The organism is Lachnoclostridium sp. An131, from assembly GCF_002160825.1.
Taxonomy (GTDB): domain Bacteria; phylum Bacillota; class Clostridia; order Lachnospirales; family Lachnospiraceae; genus Laedolimicola.
In genome coordinates this window covers 164,806-184,700 of sequence record NZ_NFLI01000003.1, presented here as the reverse complement: position 1 = coordinate 184,700, position 19,895 = coordinate 164,806, and the positions used below count along the sequence as shown (strand labels likewise).

Genomic DNA, 19,895 nt, shown 5'->3' with positions numbered 1-19,895 from the left:
TCATTGTACCACGGAATAGGGCGGGCTGTATAGCGGCAAAAGTGTAAAATCTGCTTCTTTATGATTTGTCAAATTGCCGGTTTTTGTGTAGCAGCGGCTTCCGCTTCCAGTACCCGCGCCATTTTGTCGGCGGCGGTGGTGGTAGTGTCTTTCTTGAAATAGCCGGACACGACAAGGACGGAATTGCCCATGCGGATTTCCGTCACGCAGTCGGGGCGGCGGGTGGTGCGGGTGTCGGGCTGCTTGTTATCTGCCATAGGCAATACTCCTTTCAGTCGGTAATCAGTTTCTTCATGCTCTCCATTTTCCGCTGCGCGGCTTCCTGCCGGAAGTTGTCGCCGGTAAAGCGTACCGGGACGCACATGGAAAGCAGGCGGTCATAAATCCGGGAATGGGCGGTGTCCTCCGGGTTCCGCAGGTCGTCCAGCGTGAGGTTGGTCGTGACGATCAGCGGCTTGCTGCTGCGGTAACGGCTGTCAATCACATTGAAAACCTGTTCCAGCCCGTATTCCGTCCCGCGCTCCATGCCGAAGTCGTCAATGATAAGCAGCGGATAGCGGCAAAGGCGGGAAATGTACTCGTTGCGGTTCTCAAAGCTGGCGGCAAGGTCGTTGAGGATAAGGGCAAAGTTCGTCATGTGGACGGGGATTTCTTTCTCCATGAGGGCGTTTGCGATACAGCCCGCAAGATAGCTTTTCCCGGTTCCCACGCCGCCCCAGAACAGGCAGCCGATATTGTCGGCTCGCATATCCGCCCAATGCTCCACATACCGGCGGGCAATCCCGGCCTGCGGGTTCCTGCCGTTGTCGTTCTCAAAAGTCCAGTCCCGCATGGTGGGGTCGGTAAAGCCCCGGCGTTTCAGTTCTTCCACGGTGTCAAGGTGCCTGCGCCGCTTCTCGGCGGCCTCCCGTTCCTCGCGGGCGGTTCTCTGGCAGTCGCACTCTGCCGGGTGACGGTCACGGCCAAAGATAGCGGCCTTATCCGGCGCAAAATAGGCTTCTTTCGGCTTGCGGCACTTGCCGCAGTACAGTAAACCGTCCTCGCCGGTGTAGTCCTCCGGCTCCGGGGCGGTGGTCGTCATATTCTCCAAAACAGCGTTGATTTCGTTCTTCATAAACTCTCGCCCTCCTTGCATGAGTAGTCTGGTATGCCCTTTTTCGGGGCTTTCTTTTTGTCGTTCCCCGCCCATATCCGCAGGGCGGCGGCATAGTTCTGGTAGCTTTTCCCGTTGGCGGCAAGGTAGCGGCTCATTTCCTCGATGAACCGTTCCAGCCTGTCGGGGTACTCTGCCTGCAACTCGTCGTATTCGGTCTGCGACAGAAAAATATTCTGGTATCGGCCATAGGGCGCGGGCGGCTCCCCACTCACTCCCTTTGTTTGGCTCTCTGTAAGGTTGTTTATAGTAGTTTGGTTAGGGGACGGTTTTCCGACCATCATAAGGTCGGTTTTCTGACCATCAGTAGGACGGTTTTCCGGCTCTATGAGGGTCGGATTTCCGGCCATCAGTTGGTCGGAAAACTGTACCTGTGGCACTCGCGGCACTTTGACATAAAGCCGGTTCGGTGCGGAGAAGCCGCCCCGTTCCCGTTCCAGCAGCCCCGCCATGTCCAGTTCATTAAGCGCCCCCTTTATGGTGGTGCTGCCCTTATCCAGTATTTCGGCTATCTCCGCGATTGGATAGATAATATATATCCTGCCCTCGTCGTCCTGCCACTTGTTCTTCTGGGAGAGTGTGGAACGGTCTAACAGCAGCGAATACAGCAGCTTGGCGGTCTGGGAAATCTCCATTTTCAGCAGGAAACGGGGGTAGGGCAGATAGATAGGCAGCGGCGTGTCTGCCATGATATAATCAGCGATAGTATCACCTCCCTGTGTTCGGGTTGATTGTGGTGTTTTGTCACGCCTTAGAACGGCGTTTCCGGGGGAAAAGGATAAATGTATCGCGTACCCTTTGACACTCACGAAAAAAACCTTGATTCATGCGGGTTTGAAAGGCTCTAAAGCGTGACATTTCTGCCTTTGTTTCCGCTTTCTCTCGGCGGCTTTGAGTTTCTTCATGCGTCCGGCGCAGTCGGGGCAGTATTTTCCCCGGTTGGATTTGGGGACAAATGCCGCCCCGCAGACCTCACACCGTTTCCGGCTCCCCCGGTACAAGAGGGCTGCGGCCAGTTCCCCGTCAAGGGGCAGGACAGCCACACGGAACCAGCGGCACATGAGGGAAAGGGAAATGCTTTGGACGCACACGCAAGGCTCCCCGTCGTCTAACAGCAGGCAGTTTCCCTCGTCGTAGTTACAGCACTCATGTACCAGCCGCCGCGCCCGCCGGTGCTGGCGGTAGTCCATGCGGGGCAGGTTATCGCTCATGGCTCTGCTCCTTTCTGCGGTGGGGTTCCTCCCGGCGCAAAATCTGGTCGATGTTCCGCTTGACGGTCTGCAACTCCTTGAACCGCTGTTTCTGTTCGTGGTAGGTGTTATACAGGCCGTCTTTCTCGGAGATAAGCTGCTCGATCTCGGCCTGCAACGCTTTCCGGGCGGGCAGCTTGGTGATGCCATGCGCCTTGAAATACCGGGCGGCGGCTTCGGCTATGATAAAATCGCTCTCGTTTGCCTGCCGGTAGGCGGCGCGGGCTTTCTCGGATTTCTGCGCTTTCAGCCCGTCGCGGGTGGGCTTGGTCTTGGCATAGGCAAGTACCTGTTGCTGCAACTCCTTTTTCCCTTGTAGCTTCGTTTCCAGTGCTTTCAGTTCGCCGCTGGTCTGGCGCATTTCCTGATAGGCGGTATCAACGGCGGCTTCTAACTGCTCCGGGGAAGTAAAGCCGTATTCCTGATACACATTCAGCGTCGCGGCCATTTGTTTGAGGTTGTGCATGGTCGCCCAGCGTTCATAGCCCCGGCCTTTGCCCTCGGCCATTTTCTGCTCAATGTCCACAAGCCGCTGCACACCGTCCTGCTTCGGGGCGGTTTGTGGGGCTTTTGTGTTCCCATGCCGGGGGTATTCGAGTATGGCTGCGGCCTTTTCTGTGGCTCTGGCGGCGTTCTGCTCCAAAACGGAAAGGACAGCGGTGCGGTCAAAGTCGTCGCCCAGCTTCCGGGCGGTAATGGGCTTTGTCCTGTCCGGCGTGAGATAGGACAGCCGCCCCCGGCTCTCCTTGACGGTCACGCCCTCCCGCAGCAGCAGAGAGGAAAATTCGTCAAAGCTGGCGGCGGTGGCAAGGGCTTTCCGTATGGTCTGCCGCAGCTTCTCCTTGTTCGTTTCAAACTTGGTCTGCCGGGGCGTGATACCGCCTGCAATCATGGGGGCGTTCTGCTTGTCCAGCGCAGCCTGTCCCTTTTTCTGCGCCCAATACTCCCGGTCGGTCACGCGGTTCTTGCTGCCGTTCAAGAGGTCGATTTGGTAAAGCCCCTCCCGGTGGCACATCTCCATGACTTCGGATTTGAAGTAGCGCAAGGCAGCGTCGGTACAGCGGTGCTTGCAGCCGGCTTTCGTGTCGGCTGGCCTGTCCATGTAGGGCAGGAACGGTACTTCCTCTATCCGCAGGCTGTTAATGACGATATGCACATGGATATTGCCGCTGTGGTTGTGGCCGTCCGGGTGGGTGCATACAAGGGCTTGGTGGCCGGGGAAATGCTCGGCGCAAAACTTCTCGCCCAATGCCTGCGCCCGGTCTACGGTCAAGCCGTTGTCCGGCCCGTCCCGTGGGTCAAAGCTGATGATATAGTGGTGGCTTTTCACATCTTCCCGCCGCTGGTTCTTCCCATAGCGGAGATTTGCCCGCATACAGGCAACGGCAAAATCCTCCCCGCCGCAGTTCAGCGTTGACAGCCGGTAGTCCTCGCGGGGGATAAGCCTGCCGGTTTCATCAAGGACGGGCTTCATGGTAAACTCGTCATGCTCAAAGAGAAGATATTGTTCGGCGGCTCCGTAGTCGGCGTTTTTAGAGTTGATATGCTTGAGTGTTGCCAACTGCGTCACCTACTTTCTTGAGGACTTCATACTTGAGGGCGGCAAGGTCGGCTATGGCGGCGCGTACCTCGCCGGACAGCGCATTGTAGGGTGAGCCGTACTCGTTCAGATACCGGGCAATCTGATTGAGGTTGCCGCCGATCCTGCCGTACTCGGCGGCCAGCTTCCCGACAGCGGAGAGCAGTTCATCATTGACCGCCGATACATGGACAACGGGGCGTATGGTCGTGCGCCGTATCGCCTGCCGGAGAAATTCCGACTGGCTGATACCATAGGGCGCAAGCCGCGCTGTGAAGTCGGCGTATTCATCTTCGGACAGCCGGGTTTTCACAACGCGGCTGCGGTGGGGCGTGTTGTATTTCTTTCGCATAGGCTGAAAACCTCCTCTCACTATTCTTATTGCTGACTTTTTTCGGATTTTGGGCGGAGAAAATTTCCTCTCACTCCTCCCATTGCTTAACTTTTCGGGAAATTACAAAAACTTTTTTTTGCATTTCGGCAGAAAAATCCCTCTATACCTCCCATTGGGCAACTTTTTGGAAAATAACAAAAACTGTTTTCAGCTTTTTCGCCCGTAAGGGCGTATAGCAGGGTTTGGGGAAGGCACTCCCCAACAAGTTTCCCGCGAGGGGCAAAACCGCAGAATTGCGGATTTTGGCACCGTGGTAGAAACTTGCTCTTAGTAAGCCGCAGACTGCCCCTGTCCGGGCTTTTCCGTACATAGAGCGAACGGGGCGGGGCTTTCAGCCCGCTGTGCGCGGTCTTTTTTTTCTTTCGCCAAAGATACATTCAAAAGGCCGCCAGCTACCCGCTGTCCGGGGATTTTTCAAATTTTCTTTTGCCTTAGTAATCCGGGAAACAGGATTTTGGCAACCTACGGGGCAGAGAATTTTTCCTTTCACTCCCTACAACACTGCGTTTTGAAATTTGCCAAACGGAGCAGGCAGCTTTTTCTGGCTTCACCTACCTACTACGGGTGACTTTGCGATTTTGCCAAATGGACAACAAAAAAAGCAGCAAATCTTTTTCAGACTTACTGCTTTCACTGGCCGCTGGTGGGCGGCTGGTATTCAGTTTTGGGGCTTATCGGTCAAAGCGAAACTTGAATAGTGCGGAGATTAGCTGCTGCTTCACATATTCCTCAACCTCGGCGTTAACCTGACCGTGTACTTTGGAAAAGTAGCGGATATATCCGGCATAGTGGGAAAGGACGGTGTCGATTGCGTCCGGGTCGCCCTCATGGGCTTTGACGATTGTTTCATAGGGGAGAAGTTTACTCATGGTCTTTTCCCTCCATGAGCCGCCGTAGCCGCTGCAAGGCAAGCTGGATATGCCGCCCCGCTGTGCTGCGTGTCCGGCCAATATGTACGCCGATCACTCGCTGCGGCTGGCGCAGGAAATAGTAACGGAAAATCTCTTCCTGTGTCTGCTCCGGCAAGAGGGCAAGGGCGGCGGCAAGTTCCGCATGGTACAGAACGGCGGTCTGGCCGCAGGCGGTAAAAAGATATTCTTCAAGCTGCTCCGGTTCGGCAAGCTGGACAAACTTCTCATTCATCAGATAGTCAAGAGAAACTTCCCGTTCCCACCTCCGGCGCAGCTTTAAGATTATATCTATGGCTGCGTGACGAATGACAATCTTGCAAAAGGCATTGAATGTGTACTGGATATGCACTTTGTAGGCTTCATCTTCGGTCATGGAAATTCCCCCTCTCTGAATAATAGTGCGGGGCGGCAGCACTCCTTGCTGTCGCCCCTTGATTGCCTATCTGCAAAGGCGGGCGGGGCTGTCAACGGCGGCGCATATGCGCCGTTCATCTTGACTGTTGACTGGCTCGGCTGGCTTTGCCATTTGAGTGTAATTGCTTATTCTTTTTTTATTTGCAGACTTTTGAGGTAGAACGCCTGCTCCTCCCTTTTCTCTGGCTCACTCTCAAAAGGGTTATGCTGTCTAATTCATTCGTTGTCTTACTATTTCATACATCATTATAGATGCAGCACAACTGACATTGAAAGAACTGGCATAGGAATCTTCAGCCATAGGAATCGTACATAAAACATCACAATATTCCTTAAATGCCTTATTTAATCCCATGGTTTCATTTCCCATCATTAACATAACCGGGGTTTTCAAGTCCTCATGATAGATAGGCTTTTCGTGGTGGGCTGTTGTGCCTATGATCTTAAAGCCAGGGTATTTTATTCTAAGGCTTTCAACGAATTTATATAAATCCTCATTGTGAATGATTCGAATCACCGGAAGATTGAAAAAAGAACCCATCGCCGAAACAATTACATCAGGCTCATACAAATCAACCGCATGTCCAGTAATTATCAACATATCTACTCCCAACGCATCACATGAACGTATCATCGTACCTAAATTTCCTTTATTAGAGGGCCTGTCAAATAACACAATAAATGGATTGGAAGATAACGCAACATTTTCTAACCTGTCTTCCCTCATTTCAATAATAGCCAATAATTCAGAAGTTTCTTCTTTTCCACTTAATTCCTTTAGCAACTGTGCCGTAAGAGTATAATTGACTTCTGTTTTTACTGTTTCTATCATATGTTTTGCCCAGCCTGACAGATTATTCTTGTCATAAATAAAAGAAATAATCTTCCAGTTATTTTTAACCGCTTCATTTAAACTTCTTACGCCTTCAACAATAAATTGATTATATTTATATCTTTTATTTCGATTATGCTTCAATACTTCAAATCTCTGGTAATCATTATTTTTATTTAATATAGAAACAACTTTCATTTCAATACCTGCCTCATCATACTTTGGTTTTCGAATTTTTCACCCATTGTAAGCCCATTTTTGAAAAAATAAGGGAAAATGATTTCCCGGTTTTTCTGTGGCAGGGATAACAGGACGGCGGCAAGTTTTCCATTGGTGAGGATAACTGCCTGACCGCATATCGTTATAGGGTGTTCTTCATGGGGTGCTTCAAAATATTCGTCTGTTGTGCCTAAAGGGTAAAACTTTTCTTCTGTGAGGTATTCAAGGGATATTTCTTTTTGCCGCCGTCTGCTCCTGTCACGCCATGCGTTGATAGCCGCATAGTGTATGACGGTCTTGCAAAGCCATTGAACGTGTACATGATGTGTTCTTTGTATGCTTCTGTGCAAGGCATAGATGATTCCCCCTTTCTCCCACATAGGGCGTTGTATGGTTGACGGGTTTCATTTATAATATCAGAGGGCGGCAGCACCCCTTGCTGTCGCCCCTTGATTGCCTACCAGCAAAGGCGGGCGGGGCTGTCAACAGCGGCGCATATGCGCCGTTTATCTTGACTGCCCGCTGGCTCGGCTGGCTTTCCTATTTGAGTGTAATTGCTTATTCTTTTTTTGTTACTGGAATCCAAATTTCACTGTATGCGTAGTTGGGCTTTTTGTCGTCCATTTTTGTAAAAGAGAAAGAAAACGGCTCTGCCAGTTCATAATCTGCCGTCATAAACCATTCGGAGTAGATTCTTGCCATTGTATCCTGCAAAGTAAACGGGAAGATTCCTTCATTTGGAAAAACTGCCCACGTATGAGCTTTAACAGGAAATGTGTCCAGATTACTGCTAATGTCATTTTTAGTTGTTAAAACTCCAATTAAATGCGTTAATTCACCAGCTTCTTCAAGAAAGTTCGTATCTGATTCATAGGAAACATTTACAGTTTCATATGGCTCAATGTTTTGCAACCGGTGCATTTCTTCTTTCTGTTCCTGTGTTATGCTTTGTGCCAGTTCCAAAATAGCGTTGTTTACTCCCTCATATTGTAACGGCACTCGTTTACTTACACCTGCAAACGTAAAAGCAGGTTTTTCAACAATTTTATATTCCATTAAAGTTCCTCCCTTCATAGTTACAACAAATTGTAACTTTTGGCATGATTTACATTGTTTCAACTTTGCGACTTGTGACGGTAAGATACCGCTCCATTTTTTAAAGGCACGTGTAAATCCGTCTACGGATTGATACCCATATTGATAAGCGACATCTGTTACCTGCGCCCCCTGCAACAATTCTTTGTTAGCTTCTGAAAGTCGTCTGTTTTTTACATACTCATTCAGCGTCATATTGGTAAGCGCAAAAAATATTTTTCTAAAATGATAATCTGAAACATTTATATGCTCAGAAATCTTCTCAAGTAAAAACTCGTCCTCCAGGTGCGCTTCAATATAGTCCATCGCGTCATTCAATTTCTTTAACACATTGCCCCTCCTTCCGAATAAGAATATCACAATTTAGAAAGATATGCTCGACATTAGCATACAAAATTAGTCGGGTTATAAATAAAGGCCGTTTGCTCAATATAAGTTTACACAAAACCGACTTGAAAACAAAACTAACATAGACTCTCCTTATATTCAAAGATTTTTATCCGTGATAACGCACAAAATATTACGTTATTTTCTGAAACATATGCCGAACCTTATCTAAACGGCTGTTAGGACGGCGTGGCTGCAATACAGGCTCCCCGGAAATTTCTTGGTACCCTTTTAATTCGGTAAGGCAGACGCTTCTCCCATTTGTATAAAAATTTAAATCATTCCTATATTCGCCGATGCAGCGGGCGGGGATTTCTCCCGTAAAAATAACTTCATCATTTTTAAGCAAGGTTGATTCAATCACTGCACAATACTTCGGTGCGTCATTATAAGCCCGTGAAATATATTCCTGCGGTGCAAAAAGGGTAAAGGAAAGGTATGGTTCCAATAATTGTGTTCCTGCTCTTTTCAATGCCTGTTCTAACACGATAGGAGCAAGGGAACGAAAATCTGCGGGGGTACTAACTGGACTGTAATAAACTCCATAGTCAAAACAAATTTCACAATCTGTCACTTCCCAACCGTATAAGCCTTGCTCCATTCCATAACGCACCCCTTCCATAACGGCATTTTGAAAACTTTGGTTTAAATAGCCGAGAGATACTTTGCTTTTAAACCGGGTTCCACTTCCGGCAGGAAGTGGCGTTACAGTTAAGCCAATGGATGCCCAAAACGGATTCGGCGGCACTTCAATATGAATCGTGTAACTGGCTGTTTTTAATGGCCTTTCCAGATAAATGACCGTAGGTTCTTTCACATTTATGTTCACATGGTATCGCTCTACTAACAGAGAGCATACAACCTCTAACTGGACTTTTCCTAAAAAAGAAATGATGATTTCATGCGTTATCGTATCCACATAGTAATGCAACAGCGGATCTGTATCTGCAATTTCCGTCAGGGCATTCAGCAGGAGGTCTCTTTGTTCCTGATTTTGCGGCTCCACCGTCGTCCGAAGCAAAGGAATCGGATTTTTTTCCCATGCCTTGCGCGGCAAAAGTTCTACATTTCCGAGAGTATCATTCAGCTTCAGAGTGTCATTGGTCAAAATAACAATTTCTCCGCAACAGGCTGTGTCCGCCGGTATAATCTCTCCGTTTGACGGAATCCTCATTTCTGTGATTTTTAGTTTTTGATTTTGGGGCAGGAGAATCGTATCCCGTAAATGAAGTGTCCCGCTGTATAACCGCAAATAAACGAGCCGCTTTTTCTGGTCTGTGTACTCGATTTTAAAAACGCTTCCGCATAGCTCGGATTGATCGTTGTCCGCACCAGAAGTAAATGTTTCTGCAATCACTTCAATCAGCTTTTCAGTTCCGATATTGTTCTTTGCACTCCCATGATAAATAGGAAACAGGGAACCGTTTTGCATTCTTCTGCATTTCTCCCTCTGTAAATCTTGTATTTTCAAAGGTTCCCCCGCAATATATTTTTCCAAAAGTTCATCATTTCCAGCAATAATAGAATCCCATTTTTCTATATCCTCAATGTCTGTCAGAGACACTTCCGGAGTGAGCGAAACATCTTGCATAACCATGACATCATCAGAAAGTTTTTCTCTGATATTTTGATAAACGCTCTGTAAGTCAATGCCCTCCTGGTCTATCTTATTTACAAAAATAATCGTTGGGATTTTCATTTTCTGGAGCGCATGGAACAGTACCCGTGTTTGTGCCTGCACGCCGTCCTTTGCGGAAACTACTAAAATTGCTCCGTCAAGAACAGCAAGTGAGCGATATACTTCCGCCAAAAAGTCCATATGGCCGGGGGTATCGACAATATTGATCTTATAATTCTTCCAGCCGAAAGAAGTGACGGCCGTTTGAATGGTAATCCCACGCTGGCGTTCCAACAGCATGGTGTCTGTCCGCGTTGTTCCCTTATCTACACTCCCTAATTCCGGAACGGCTCCGCTGGTATAGAGCAGGCTTTCTGTCAAAGTCGTTTTTCCTGCGTCTACATGAGCAAGAATGCCGATATTGATTATTTTCATGTGTTTGTCCTCCATTCAGCCCCCAAAGGGCATAAAAATCCCCAGCAGCAAAATACTTTTACCGCTGGGGATATAGCGAATAGACATACACATACATACAACGCACTGCAAGCAGCGGTCGCTCTTTTGATATGTCAAATATATAAGGCAAAAGTATTCTTAAAAAGGGTACAAAAAACTAAGCCCCTTGCAAGGGACGGTTACAATTCTTTGTTCCCACTATTTGATTATAGTTAATTAAGAATACCTTGCCGCATATTTTTAACTCCTTACTTGGAATAGAAATATTATAGCATATCGGCATTGAAAAAGAAAGTCCTGAAACAAAATTTACGGAATAGTAGGCTGCTGTCTATCAATCTCTTGTGTGTTTCTTTATGACACATGAGCATTTGCACCTGGATTGTCGTTTCCGTAGCCCTCCAAAAGGTTAATCACGCCCCAGATACCAAGTCCGGCTCCCAGTGCGATAACAAGGGTCTGCAATACATCTACTGCGCTGTTGAAAAATTCCATGAAATTCTCCTTTCCTGCCGCGTTTTGCGGCTGCCCGAAAAAGGGCATAAAAAACGGCGGTCAGTTTTGGTAACTGCCGCGGTCATAAGTCCCCGCGCCGCTTGAAATCCTGCGGCGCAGCGGTATTCAGTTGTAAGCGTGGGGAACATGGATTTTCCAGTGGGTGCGCGTATCATGTAGCCAATGTTTATGTAGTCGGTTGCTGTAATTCCTCCTTTCTCTGTGTCCGTTCTCTGTAATAGCGGTCATAGCTTTCCAGTAAACGGCGTTTGATTTCTTCCTCTTTCTGCGCCTGTTCAAGCGCATAATCAATCAGCCCGCGAATAGCTTTTTCAATCCTGCGCTTTGCTACTTTCTTTCTGATACGTCTGTTCATGGCTTGACCTTCCTTGCATAAAATTGTTCAAACAGTTTAACAAGCTCCTGCATTTCCCGCCGCTTCCGTTCGTCAGCAAGGGAAATGACTTTCTTTTTGTGTCCTGCGGGTTTTGTCCCGGTGCGCTCATTCATTCCCTGCGCCCTCCTGCAAATCCGCTTCGCTGATTTCGTAACAGTCAAAGGGTTCCTCCGACTTCACGATTGCGGGGCGGCGTTTCATGTACCGCTCCACATCAAAAGCGTTCTTCTTATCGTAGTCGGAAAGGTACCTGTATTTCGGGTGCTTCGTTATGTCGTACTTGTCGGAAAAGAACGGGCGCACCCCGCGCACCTGTAAAATGCACTTGCCGCCGTCCATAACGGCGATCTCGTCCTGCGTCATAAGCTCCTTTCCCAGCTTTTGGTAGTTCATGCCGTGGGAAAGCTCCCGCCCCCGCGTTTCGGACGTGTTGAAGCTGTCTATGGTTTCCTTGCCTAAAATTTCCGATATTTCTTTGAGGGTGCTTTTTTCCTTGCCGCCCAAGAAAAGGGTTGTGTCGCAATTCCCTACAATCGTGTCAGCGTTGTCCTTATAGATTGCCTTTAGCTGCGATTGACTTTGCAGAATGATAGAAGCGGAGATTTCCCGGCTCCGTATCGTGGCAATCAGCTTTTCAAACTTCGGTATCTGCCCGATATTGGCAAACTCGTCAAGCAGGCAGCGCACATGGACGGGCAGCCGCCCGCCGTACACGTCGTCGGCTTTGTCGCACAACAGGTTGAAAAGCTGCGTGTAAAGGATAGACACGACAAAGTTAAAGGTGTCGTCGGTGTCGCTGATGATAACGAACAGTGCCGTTTTCCGGTCGCCCAGTGTGTCAAGCTCCATTTCGTCGGTTTCCAGAAGCTCCCGCAGCTCCCGTATGTCAAAGGGGGCAAGCCGCGCCCCGCAGGAAATAAGGATTGAGGAACGTGTCTTGCCCGCGCTTAACAGGAATTTCTTATACTGCCTTACGGCAAAGTGTTCCGGGTCTTTTTCTTCCAGACGTTCAAACATGAGGTCAACCGGGGACTGAAATTCCGGGTCGTCCTCGCGGGCTTCCGACGCATTTATCATTTCAAGCAGCGTCGTGAAGTTTTTCTCGTCCTCCGGGGCTTCATACCAGATATAGCCGATAAGGGCGCAGTAAAAGAGCCGTTCGGACTTTACCCAGAAATCCTCCCCGGATTTTTCCCCGTCGCCTTTGGTGTTGGCGATTATGGTATTTACCAGTTTCAGAATGTCTTTCTCGCTGCGGATATAGGCGAACGGGTTATAGTGCATACTTTTCTTGAAGTTTATGGTATTCAGCACTTTTATCTTATAGACGCCCCGTTGCAGGAGCTTCCCGCACTCGACTAATACGGTTCCTTTCGGGTCTGTGACAACATAGGAGCTGTGCATTTGCATAAGGTTCGGCTTCACAAAAAACCTCGTCTTGCCGCTGCCGGAGCCGCCGATTACAAGGATATTTTTATTCCTTGCGTACTTTGGCTGCTTCGGGCGGCTACTCATCATCAGCCGTTCGGTCTGGGTCAGAATGACGTTGTTTTCAAACACCGGGTCTACATACGGCTTTATATCCTCGGCGTTGCCCCAACGTGCAGAACCGTATTCCATGCCGCGCCTATATTTTTTCGCGTTCTTGCCCTTGAAATAGACAATCAGCCGGATAAGCACCGCCCCCGCTATGCCGATAAGCAAGTCCATAGGGTGTAAGCTCGGCGCGGCGTTAGATAAGGCTGCGGAAAATCCCGTCCCAAGGGCAAGCAGCTTTCCCGACAGGTCAGCCCCCGGCGACAGCCTAAACGCCTGCGCCGCCTTGTCAAAGAGCCAGACAAAGAGCAGATAGGGGATATTCGGGATAATCAGCTTTTTCAAGTCTATCCTGTTCAACGGTCAATCCCCCTTTCCTTTTTCTTGACTTTCTCCCGGTTGGCGTTAAGCTGCTTCGCCTTATCCCGGAACGCGGCTAACGCTTTTCGGATAGAGGGCTTCTGCTCCCGTGAGAGCTTCTTTGCGGAAAACTCCTTAAAGGCTGCGGTCAGCGCGTCAGCGTCCCGTGCCTTAAAGAAAACAAGGTATCGGGGCGGGCTTTCCGCCGCGTCCTTTTTCAGCGCAAAATCAATCCCGTATTTCTTCGCGGTACTCTCAAAGGCTTTGATATTGTCCTTCGTGATTTCGATATTGGAAACGCCTGCGTTCTGTTTCATAAGCTGCTTTAGGGTCTGCTTGCCGTGGGGCATTTGCCGCTTGTTTGCCTGTTTCTTTACCTGTGAGAGAAAAAATTTCATAGATTTTTGCAGCACTTCCGCAGACAGCTTCCCGGTCTTGATGGACAGGGCAATCACTTTTTCGTTGACTTCCTCCTGCAATTCTCGTCCTCCTTTCGCAAAAGTCTGTTTCCGGGCAGAAAGAAAGGGCAGCCGTTTCCCGGTTGCCCTGTGCCTGCCGTTTTATTAAATCCGTACCCTAAGCCCGTTCAAGTCCTCGGCGCGTACCCCTACCAGATACCAGTTCTGTCCGTACTCCATGCGGGTCGGCTTCCACTTGCCCCTTACGAACACCTCCAGACAGTCGCCGCAATGCAAACCCCCGTAATAGTCGGAAAGGTCAAAGCGAATGTCGTAACGGTCAGTCAGCTCGTCAAATACCAATGCTCCGGTTCTCTGTGCCATAGAAAAATCCTCCTTATGTTTGTTTTACAGGCTTTCGCCCTCGTTGCATGAATAATAATCCGGGTCGCCAAACCGGGGCTTTCGCGGAGCCAGTGCGCCGCTTGCCATGTCGTGGGCGACAAGGGAAGTGTAATAGTTTCCGATAGTGGACGGCGCGTTGAACAGTGCCGCCCGTAGGTACTGCTTGATGTTGCGTATCTTCGTGGTGTTCTCCCGCATACAGTCAAGGACGAACCGGATATGTTCGCTGTCCAGTTTCATAAACTTTGACTTTACAAGCTCTGCCGGGTAGTCGTCCCCGGCAATACGGATTGTCCTGCGCCTTGTGCAGACGGTTTCAAGGATAAGGTCAACGATTTCGTCTATCCGGTCATGGTCGTAGGGCATATCCTGTTTGAGAATGTCATAGCAGATGTTGTCTTTTAAGATTTCCTCATATACCCGGTATGCGTCGTCCGGTTCCTTTCGTTTCCGTTCCCCGGCTGCGCTTGCGCTGCCGTTGGCTGTTGCCTCCTGCTTCTCCAAGGGAGAGGGGTCAGGGGAAAGGATAGGAATGGAATGGGTACTTTGTGTATCAGTATTTGATTTTTCTTTTTTTGATAGATTAGTTCTTTGTACTTCTTTATTTAATTGCATTGGATTTTCCTGCGTAGGTTTTTCCAACGTAGGGTTTTCCTGCGTTGGATTTTCCAATGTTGGATTTTCCAACGTAGGAAAATCCGGTTTAGGCGGTAGCTGTGGCTGCTCATAAATCACATAATCGGCACCCCGCAGGCGTCCTTTTGCGTCGCGTTCCCTTGAACGGACGATATACCCGGCGCGTTCCAGTTCCCGCACCGCTTCCCGGATAGCGTCGATTTTCTCCCGGTTGATATGGGACAGCCCCGCAAGGGTATAGTCCCAATCTTCGGGAAGTGAGAGCATTTGCGACAACAAGCCCTTTGCTTTCAAGGTAAGCTCCTTGTTGCGTAAGTGGTGGTTGCTCATTACGGTATATCCCGTGTTGCGTTCCACTCTGAAAACTGCCATAGCTTATCAGCTCCTTTGCTGTGGATTTGTTACGCAGTAGAACGCGGATTTGAGGGGGAAAGGTATCTTTCCTTTGCTTCCCTGTTTTCGCGCTCTGGAAGCCGCATAAATCAAGGCTTTTTCTGCCCCTACTGCGTAACATGAGGGCATAAAAAAAGCGGCGTTCCTGTTCTTCCGGGTTGGAAGTGGGAAACGCCGCCTTTGCGGTTCGATATTCAGTTGTAAGAAAAATAGCTCGTCCTATCTCATGTATCATCTTCATTTTGAGGTATAGCAGCAGATAGGGCGGCTCATGCCTATGTCCTGCAAATGTTCTGATTGATAGTGACTTTCCAAAAGTGCTGAATTTGTGGGCTTTCCGCGCCTTTGGATTTTACTACAATCTTCCCGTTTTGCTTCGCCGAAGCGCTGAAAGTGCACGATTTCCCTCGCGCGCAGGAAGCGTATGGCGTCGGTTACATCCGGAGAATCCACGGAGAGGCGCAGAATGTTGTCGTATGTGGTGCGGGCCTTCTGCTCTGCTGCCATATCCTCGCTCAGGTCTGTGATGGGATCGCCTGTAGACTGGAACATCGTCGCGGAAAACGGCACGCCCGATGCCGCCTGCGGCCAGAGTCCCAGGGTGTGGTCTACGTAATAGTCGTCAAAGCCGGAGGCCTTCAGTTCCTCCATGGACATGTTGCGGGTGAGCTGGTGGACGATGGTGGCAATCATTTCGAAGTGGCCGAGCTCCTCCGTCCCGATATCCGTAAGCAGCGCCATACATTCCTTATACGGCATCGTATACCGTTGGGACAGATACCGCATAGAAGCACCGAGCTCCCCGTCGGGGCCGCCATACTGTGTGATGATCGCCTTTGCAAGTCTTGGATTTGTCTCTTTTATATGAATCGGATACTCAAGTCTTTTTTCATAATTAAACATAGCTTTTTACTCCCTCCTTCCTATTGCCAGGGCCATGGCTGATCCACCCAGTTCCAGTAAGCGCCGCAGTGATGTGCGTGGGCGATGGTAAGGGGGCCGTAGGTCTTGGAATATTCTTCTACTGCTTCCTGGTAAATACGATTGTGCTCTTTAAAATAGGAAAGCGCTTCCGCATCGTCTGGATGTGTATCCAGGTACAGGGACGCATCTACGCAGGCAAATCCATAAAGCATGATGTTTTTCATGAGCTGCTGCCTGGAAAGTCTGTTTGCCCCTCCGGAGAAATTCTGAGCCTGAGCAGAGGAAGCGCCGCCGCAGCTTTGCGGCTGCTGGCAGGACATGGAGGAGCGTCCCTGCTGGTTTGCCTGCTGCTGGGAAGAAGCGGCCCTCTGGTATGGGCCAAAGCAGGAATTCATACGGTTCTGATTCTGCATCATCGCACAACACCCCGCTTTCCTAAAAATGGTTTATTCAGTTCGGGAAATATCGTACCGCACTGAAGGGCTTTTTCCAGATCGCAGGTCTGGCCCCAGAACTGCCATGGCACATAAGACATGGCAAGAGGCATGCTCTGCAGAGACTCTCTGGAGCAGCCGCGTCCGGTCGCCGCCTGATTTCGACAGTCTGCCATAAGAGACTCCTTTCAATTCTTTGTTCCAGATTATTTTATGTAAAAAGTACAGATAAGTGAGGGGATGGCTTTCTGCGTTTTGGCAGCAGGCTTGGGAACAAAAGGGGAAACTGGCTGCCGCGCCGCCTGTTTTGGCATTCTTGACTTGAATCTTTGGGGAATGTTATAATCAGGAAAACAAATGAAAAAGCTGGAGACGGATATGGAGAGAAGGATGGGAAAATGGGGGAGATCCCCATATCGGTTATTCTGGTATTTTGTACTGCTGTGTATTGCCGCTGTCTTCCTGCTGGTTTTCGGAATCTTTTACCGGGACGGAAGAGAAATGGGCGTGGTCATTGGGGGAGATTCCTGTTCGGAGGGGCAGGAGCTGGAAGCGGAGCTTGTACGTATCTGGCCCTTTGAGGTGAAAAGCTGTGTGTGGTATGTGGGGGAAGAAGCAGCGTCCCGTGCGGACAGGCTTCATTCCTATACGCCCGGGGCAGAGGATGTGGAGCAGCTTATACGGCTTGAAGTCACGCTGAAGGATGGAAGCGTCTTTGAGGATTTCCGCTATTGCAGTGTGCTTCCGGTGTTGTATCTGGAGAGCAGCGTGCCCTACGAGGATGTGGAAAAGGACAGCGAATCCCTGGTGCATGCACGGCTGGAGGGGAACGGATATATGCCTGACAGTCTGTACGAGGGGGAAGCTTATGTGCGCGTGAGGGGAAACAGTACGTCGGTGCTGGAAAAGCGTCCCTTTAAGCTGCGCCTGAAGGAAAAGGCAGAGCTTCTCGGCATGCGGGAGGGCCGTCACTGGGCGCTTCTGGCGAATGCTGTGGATTCGACCCTTCTAAGGAATCAGACAGCCAGCCTGATCTCACAGTATCTGGGAGCTGAATACGTGATGGATTCCCGTCAGGTTACGCTCCTTTATAATGGGGCCTATTGCGGAGTGTATCAGCTGTATGAGCAGATTCGGGTGGAGGACAGCAGGGTAGACGTCTATGATTGGGAGCGGGCTCCGCAGGCAGCGGCAGAGAGGATCGTGGAACAGCTTGAGATAGAGAAGGAGAACAGGACTCTGGCGAAGCAGGAAAGAAAAGAGCTTCTGGAGATGCTGGAATATGAGCTGACTGCCGATTTGTCATGGCTGGATACGGGGATTTTTGAATCCGGGGGTATGGAGGAATGGAATGCGCGGGAAGGGACGTGCTATCCGACAGTATTTACGGTGAGCAGCTTCCTGGAGCTGGAAGCGCTTCCGGAAGCGACGGGCGGAGTTCTTCTGGAGATGGATTTCTGGGAAGAGGAGAGAGCTCTGGAGACGAATTATCTGCAGCCATTTTATTTTGCAAGTCCGGAAGCGGGGGAAACCTTCCGTGAGCTGTATGATTATGTCAGCGCGGAGCTGCAGGCGCTGGAGTATGCGTTTCATGATACAGATTTTACCTATCACAGCGATTCTGTCTACTATGAGACGGCGGAGGAGGGATGGTGTGATTACGGAAATGGCTTTGTCAGGAGGGACGTAACGTACCGTGAATCAGATTTCTCGGATACGCGGTTTGACGGGCAGCATTATTCGGAATTGGCGGATATGGATTCCCTGGTCAACAATTTCCTGCTCTGCGAATTTTCAATGAACTGGGATGCGATGAAGAACAGCGTTTTTCTGTGCAAGGATCTGGAGGGGCCGTATCATATCGATTTAGCCTGGGATTATGACTGTGCCTGGGGAAACAGCATGTTTGGCCTGAATACCTGGTATCCGGAGGAATGGCAGACGACCAGCGATTATTTTGCAAACGAGACCTATTACCAGACAGTGCAGTGGAACCGCTTCCTGATTCGGGATCCGTATTTTCTGGCTCTGGCCCAGGAAAAATACTGGCAGATCCGGGAGCCTTTTCTGGAAGAGCTTGTGCGGGACGGCGGCCTGATAGACCGGTATGCAGAGGCGCTTGCCCCGGCGGCGGAAGCGAATGATAAGCGCTGGGGAGGCAGTATGGGAACGTACGAGGGTGAGACCTTCCGTGAGGGGGTAGAGCGGATGAAGGAGTTTATGAGGCTGCGCCTGGCCTGGCTGGACGAGCAGTTTGCTTCTGTGGAGACTCTTCGGACTTCCCTGGGAGGCTATCTTGTTTCGGATATGGTCTGGGTCGAAAGGGTGGACACAGGCGCGCAGGAGGGGAAGACAAGGATTGTCGTATGCGCAGGCGCGCCGGGAAGCCGGGCAGCTTCCCTTCAGGTGAATGGCGTATGGTTTTACGAGGAGGAGCTGGAGGGCGGAGAAGCGGAATTTTGGCTGGATGACAGTGTCCTTCGCCTGGATGGAGGCGTCAATACGGTGCAGGTGAGGCTCCTGGACGAGGAGGGAGAGTATCTGGTGAATTCCAGGGGAACGGTGGAAGGAGAGTATACGAACGCAGTGTCTGCATACGCGTGCTTTACAAAGCCTGTTTTTGAATAGCTTGCAAAAAAAACAGCCGAATATTTCTTGACAAGGTGGTTTAAAGATTTTAAACTTAAATTAAGAGGTTTAAAACTTTTAAACCACCTTGTGCATTTACACGAACGAAAGGAAGACGGATAGAAGCTGGCACGGCTGCTATTTATTGTGTTATTGTTCCATAAGCCACAGAGCGTGGAAGGGGGAGACAGGGAATGCTGATTTATTTGATGACAGATGCGGAAATGGAGCTTGCGGAGCTTATCTGGGCGGATGAGCCTCTGGGGAGCGGAGAACTGGTAAGGCTTGCGGCAGAAAGTCTTGGCTGGAAAAAGTCCACGACCTATACGGTGCTGCGCAAGCTTTGTAAAAACGGCATTTTCCAGAATGAAAATGCTGTTGTAAGCGCCCGGATGAGCAGGGAGGAATATGTGAGAAGAAAAGGGGAGCGTTACCTGGATGAGAATTACGGCGGTTCGCTTCCGGGGTTTGTGGCAGCCTTTCTGAAGCGGAAAAAGCTGAGCAGGCAGGAAATCGAAGAGCTGGCGCAGATGATTGAAGAATACAGGGAGGACGAAGGATGAAGGAGGCCGTGTTCCTGAATCTGTGTCTGCCGTTTTCCATTTCAAGCCCGGTCAGCCTGATTCCGAAAAATGTGGAAATGCTGTCAGTCCGCACAGAGCAGGCAGCTTCCGAAGAGGAAGTCGGGATGGGAAGTGTTTCCGGTGCGGGAGGTGCCTCTGCGCAGTCTGGGAGAGACGCAGCTGTGTGGAATGCAGCATCGTTCCTCTGGCTGGGAGGAGCTGTACTCCTCCTGGGACTCCAGGCGCTCTTGGCTCTGCGTTTCAGAAGGCGCTTGACGAGGCTCAGGTGTGTCCGGGAAGGGAAAAGGGAGCGGATTCGGGAGCTTAAAGGGCTTCCGGCTCCTTTCCTCTGGGGAATTTTCCGGTGAATATGTGAAGGCCAGAGTCCTGTATGGGAGTGGTGGCTTTTCACTGACTG

The 19,895-nt window shown here is 50.0% G+C and carries 24 protein-coding genes and 1 pseudogene; 3 read left to right on the top strand and 22 right to left on the bottom strand.

The features are described 5' to 3' along the window. Positions 1-68: 68 nt before the first annotated feature. The 22 genes and pseudogenes from B5E77_RS03600 to B5E77_RS03495 all read right to left on the bottom strand — a co-directional run bounded on the left by B5E77_RS03600 (position 69) and on the right by B5E77_RS03495 (position 16,462). On the bottom strand, positions 69-257 hold the full coding sequence (locus B5E77_RS03600) for a transposon-encoded TnpW family protein (protein ID WP_070087576.1): 189 nt from the start codon (positions 255-257) through the stop codon (positions 69-71). Between the two features lie 14 nt (positions 258-271). Then, positions 272-1,114: an ATP-binding protein gene (locus B5E77_RS03595; RefSeq protein WP_070087577.1), complete on the bottom strand. Its 843-nt coding sequence runs from the start codon at positions 1,112-1,114 to the stop codon at positions 272-274. Further along, positions 1,111-1,845 carry a replication initiator protein A gene (locus B5E77_RS03590; RefSeq protein WP_070087590.1) on the bottom strand — a complete coding sequence of 245 codons (735 nt, stop codon included), beginning with the start codon at positions 1,843-1,845 and terminating at the stop codon, positions 1,111-1,113. The genes B5E77_RS03595 and B5E77_RS03590 overlap by 4 nt, the downstream gene beginning before the upstream one ends. Positions 1,846-1,977: 132 nt before the next feature. Beyond that, complete coding sequence (locus B5E77_RS03585) at positions 1,978-2,364, bottom strand: cysteine-rich VLP domain-containing protein (protein WP_070087578.1); 387 nt, start codon at positions 2,362-2,364, stop codon at positions 1,978-1,980. Next, entirely contained in the window at positions 2,354-3,964 is a 1,611-nt protein-coding gene (locus tag B5E77_RS03580; protein ID WP_070087579.1) for a relaxase/mobilization nuclease domain-containing protein, read from the bottom strand. The genes B5E77_RS03585 and B5E77_RS03580 overlap by 11 nt, the downstream gene beginning before the upstream one ends. After that, positions 3,936-4,334, bottom strand: a complete 399-nt coding sequence (locus tag B5E77_RS03575) for a plasmid mobilization protein (RefSeq protein WP_070087580.1) — start codon at positions 4,332-4,334, stop codon at positions 3,936-3,938. Before B5E77_RS03575 ends, B5E77_RS03580 begins: the two co-directional genes overlap by 29 nt. Before the next feature lie 713 nt (positions 4,335-5,047). After that, a complete protein-coding gene (locus B5E77_RS03570) occupies positions 5,048-5,245 on the bottom strand; it encodes a helix-turn-helix domain-containing protein (protein ID WP_070087581.1) in 198 nt (65 codons plus the stop codon). Beyond that, positions 5,238-5,660, bottom strand: a complete 423-nt coding sequence (locus B5E77_RS03565) for a sigma-70 family RNA polymerase sigma factor (RefSeq protein WP_070087582.1) — start codon at positions 5,658-5,660, stop codon at positions 5,238-5,240. The genes B5E77_RS03570 and B5E77_RS03565 overlap by 8 nt, the downstream gene beginning before the upstream one ends. A gap of 252 nt (positions 5,661-5,912) precedes the next feature. Next, complete coding sequence (locus B5E77_RS03560; RefSeq protein ID WP_070087583.1) at positions 5,913-6,731, bottom strand: TrmH family RNA methyltransferase; 819 nt, start codon at positions 6,729-6,731, stop codon at positions 5,913-5,915. Positions 6,732-6,793: 62 nt separating this feature from the next. Next, positions 6,794-7,107: pseudogene (locus B5E77_RS03555) on the bottom strand (sigma-70 family RNA polymerase sigma factor); the annotation flags it as partial. Between the two features lie 203 nt (positions 7,108-7,310). Continuing rightward, positions 7,311-8,177, bottom strand: a complete 867-nt coding sequence (locus B5E77_RS03545; RefSeq protein ID WP_070087584.1) for an AraC family transcriptional regulator — start codon at positions 8,175-8,177, stop codon at positions 7,311-7,313. A 190-nt stretch (positions 8,178-8,367) separates the two neighbouring features. Beyond that, entirely contained in the window at positions 8,368-10,287 is a 1,920-nt protein-coding gene (gene tet, locus B5E77_RS03540) for a TetM/TetW/TetO/TetS family tetracycline resistance ribosomal protection protein (RefSeq protein ID WP_070087585.1), read from the bottom strand. A 375-nt stretch (positions 10,288-10,662) separates the two neighbouring features. Next, entirely contained in the window at positions 10,663-10,803 is a 141-nt protein-coding gene (locus B5E77_RS03535) for a Maff2 family mobile element protein (RefSeq protein WP_072854061.1), read from the bottom strand. Between the two features lie 187 nt (positions 10,804-10,990). Next, positions 10,991-11,179: a hypothetical protein gene (locus B5E77_RS03530; RefSeq protein WP_087164012.1), complete on the bottom strand. Its 189-nt coding sequence runs from the start codon at positions 11,177-11,179 to the stop codon at positions 10,991-10,993. Beyond that, positions 11,176-11,313, bottom strand: a complete 138-nt coding sequence (locus tag B5E77_RS16960) for a hypothetical protein (protein ID WP_162609631.1) — start codon at positions 11,311-11,313, stop codon at positions 11,176-11,178. The genes B5E77_RS03530 and B5E77_RS16960 overlap by 4 nt, the downstream gene beginning before the upstream one ends. Next, on the bottom strand, positions 11,306-13,087 hold the full coding sequence (locus tag B5E77_RS03525; protein ID WP_442911326.1) for a VirD4-like conjugal transfer protein, CD1115 family: 1,782 nt from the start codon (positions 13,085-13,087) through the stop codon (positions 11,306-11,308). Before B5E77_RS03525 ends, B5E77_RS16960 begins: the two co-directional genes overlap by 8 nt. 5 nt (positions 13,088-13,092) lie before the next feature. Further along, complete coding sequence (locus B5E77_RS03520) at positions 13,093-13,575, bottom strand: PcfB family protein (protein WP_087164010.1); 483 nt, start codon at positions 13,573-13,575, stop codon at positions 13,093-13,095. An 84-nt stretch (positions 13,576-13,659) separates the two neighbouring features. Further along, the gene (locus B5E77_RS03515; protein ID WP_087164009.1) at positions 13,660-13,878 is read right to left on the bottom strand and encodes a DUF5348 domain-containing protein; all 219 of its coding nucleotides are present in this window, start codon (positions 13,876-13,878) and stop codon (positions 13,660-13,662) included. A gap of 24 nt (positions 13,879-13,902) precedes the next feature. Next, entirely contained in the window at positions 13,903-14,907 is a 1,005-nt protein-coding gene (locus B5E77_RS03510; protein WP_087164008.1) for a DUF6017 domain-containing protein, read from the bottom strand. A gap of 258 nt (positions 14,908-15,165) precedes the next feature. Further along, positions 15,166-15,831: a manganese catalase family protein gene (locus B5E77_RS03505; RefSeq protein WP_087164007.1), complete on the bottom strand. Its 666-nt coding sequence runs from the start codon at positions 15,829-15,831 to the stop codon at positions 15,166-15,168. A gap of 20 nt (positions 15,832-15,851) precedes the next feature. Continuing rightward, positions 15,852-16,268: a spore coat protein CotJB gene (locus B5E77_RS17205; protein ID WP_242963588.1), complete on the bottom strand. Its 417-nt coding sequence runs from the start codon at positions 16,266-16,268 to the stop codon at positions 15,852-15,854. Continuing rightward, positions 16,265-16,462: a spore coat associated protein CotJA gene (locus B5E77_RS03495; RefSeq protein ID WP_242963586.1), complete on the bottom strand. Its 198-nt coding sequence runs from the start codon at positions 16,460-16,462 to the stop codon at positions 16,265-16,267. Before B5E77_RS03495 ends, B5E77_RS17205 begins: the two co-directional genes overlap by 4 nt. Positions 16,463-16,643: 181 nt before the next feature. Here B5E77_RS03495 and B5E77_RS03490 point away from each other — a divergent pair, with 181 nt between their 5' ends. The 3 genes from B5E77_RS03490 to B5E77_RS03480 all read left to right on the top strand — a co-directional run bounded on the left by B5E77_RS03490 (position 16,644) and on the right by B5E77_RS03480 (position 19,845). Beyond that, positions 16,644-18,914: a CotH kinase family protein gene (locus tag B5E77_RS03490; protein WP_087164006.1), complete on the top strand. Its 2,271-nt coding sequence runs from the start codon at positions 16,644-16,646 to the stop codon at positions 18,912-18,914. A 194-nt stretch (positions 18,915-19,108) separates the two neighbouring features. Next, complete coding sequence (locus tag B5E77_RS03485) at positions 19,109-19,477, top strand: BlaI/MecI/CopY family transcriptional regulator (RefSeq protein WP_087164005.1); 369 nt, start codon at positions 19,109-19,111, stop codon at positions 19,475-19,477. After that, positions 19,474-19,845 (top strand): hypothetical protein, encoded by a 372-nt coding sequence (locus tag B5E77_RS03480; protein WP_087164004.1) that lies wholly within the window; start codon positions 19,474-19,476, stop codon positions 19,843-19,845. The genes B5E77_RS03485 and B5E77_RS03480 overlap by 4 nt, the downstream gene beginning before the upstream one ends. Positions 19,846-19,895: the final 50 nt, after the last annotated feature.

Bases quoted from the DNA above. Each gene is read 5' to 3' on its own strand.
- B5E77_RS03530 (WP_087164012.1), bottom strand. From the start codon at position 11,179: ATGAACAGACGTATCAGAAAGAAAGTAGCAAAGCGCAGGATTGAAAAA.
- B5E77_RS03490 (WP_087164006.1), top strand. From the start codon at position 16,644: ATGAAAAAGCTGGAGACGGATATGGAGAGAAGGATGGGAAAATGGGGG.
- B5E77_RS03535 (WP_072854061.1), bottom strand. From the start codon at position 10,803: ATGGAATTTTTCAACAGCGCAGTAGATGTATTGCAGACCCTTGTTATC.
- B5E77_RS16960 (WP_162609631.1), bottom strand. From the start codon at position 11,313: ATGAATGAGCGCACCGGGACAAAACCCGCAGGACACAAAAAGAAAGTC.
- B5E77_RS03495 (WP_242963586.1), bottom strand. From the start codon at position 16,462: ATGGCAGACTGTCGAAATCAGGCGGCGACCGGACGCGGCTGCTCCAGA.
- B5E77_RS03560 (WP_070087583.1), bottom strand. From the start codon at position 6,731: ATGAAAGTTGTTTCTATATTAAATAAAAATAATGATTACCAGAGATTT.
- B5E77_RS03480 (WP_087164004.1), top strand. From the start codon at position 19,474: ATGAAGGAGGCCGTGTTCCTGAATCTGTGTCTGCCGTTTTCCATTTCA.
- tet (WP_070087585.1), bottom strand. From the start codon at position 10,287: ATGAAAATAATCAATATCGGCATTCTTGCTCATGTAGACGCAGGAAAA.
- B5E77_RS03505 (WP_087164007.1), bottom strand. From the start codon at position 15,831: ATGTTTAATTATGAAAAAAGACTTGAGTATCCGATTCATATAAAAGAG.
- B5E77_RS03510 (WP_087164008.1), bottom strand. From the start codon at position 14,907: ATGGCAGTTTTCAGAGTGGAACGCAACACGGGATATACCGTAATGAGC.
- B5E77_RS17205 (WP_242963588.1), bottom strand. From the start codon at position 16,268: ATGATGCAGAATCAGAACCGTATGAATTCCTGCTTTGGCCCATACCAG.
- B5E77_RS03485 (WP_087164005.1), top strand. From the start codon at position 19,109: ATGCTGATTTATTTGATGACAGATGCGGAAATGGAGCTTGCGGAGCTT.
- B5E77_RS03570 (WP_070087581.1), bottom strand. From the start codon at position 5,245: ATGAGTAAACTTCTCCCCTATGAAACAATCGTCAAAGCCCATGAGGGC.
- B5E77_RS03565 (WP_070087582.1), bottom strand. From the start codon at position 5,660: ATGACCGAAGATGAAGCCTACAAAGTGCATATCCAGTACACATTCAAT.
- B5E77_RS03595 (WP_070087577.1), bottom strand. From the start codon at position 1,114: ATGAAGAACGAAATCAACGCTGTTTTGGAGAATATGACGACCACCGCC.
- B5E77_RS03575 (WP_070087580.1), bottom strand. From the start codon at position 4,334: ATGCGAAAGAAATACAACACGCCCCACCGCAGCCGCGTTGTGAAAACC.
- B5E77_RS03515 (WP_087164009.1), bottom strand. From the start codon at position 13,878: ATGGCACAGAGAACCGGAGCATTGGTATTTGACGAGCTGACTGACCGT.
- B5E77_RS03585 (WP_070087578.1), bottom strand. From the start codon at position 2,364: ATGAGCGATAACCTGCCCCGCATGGACTACCGCCAGCACCGGCGGGCG.
- B5E77_RS03600 (WP_070087576.1), bottom strand. From the start codon at position 257: ATGGCAGATAACAAGCAGCCCGACACCCGCACCACCCGCCGCCCCGAC.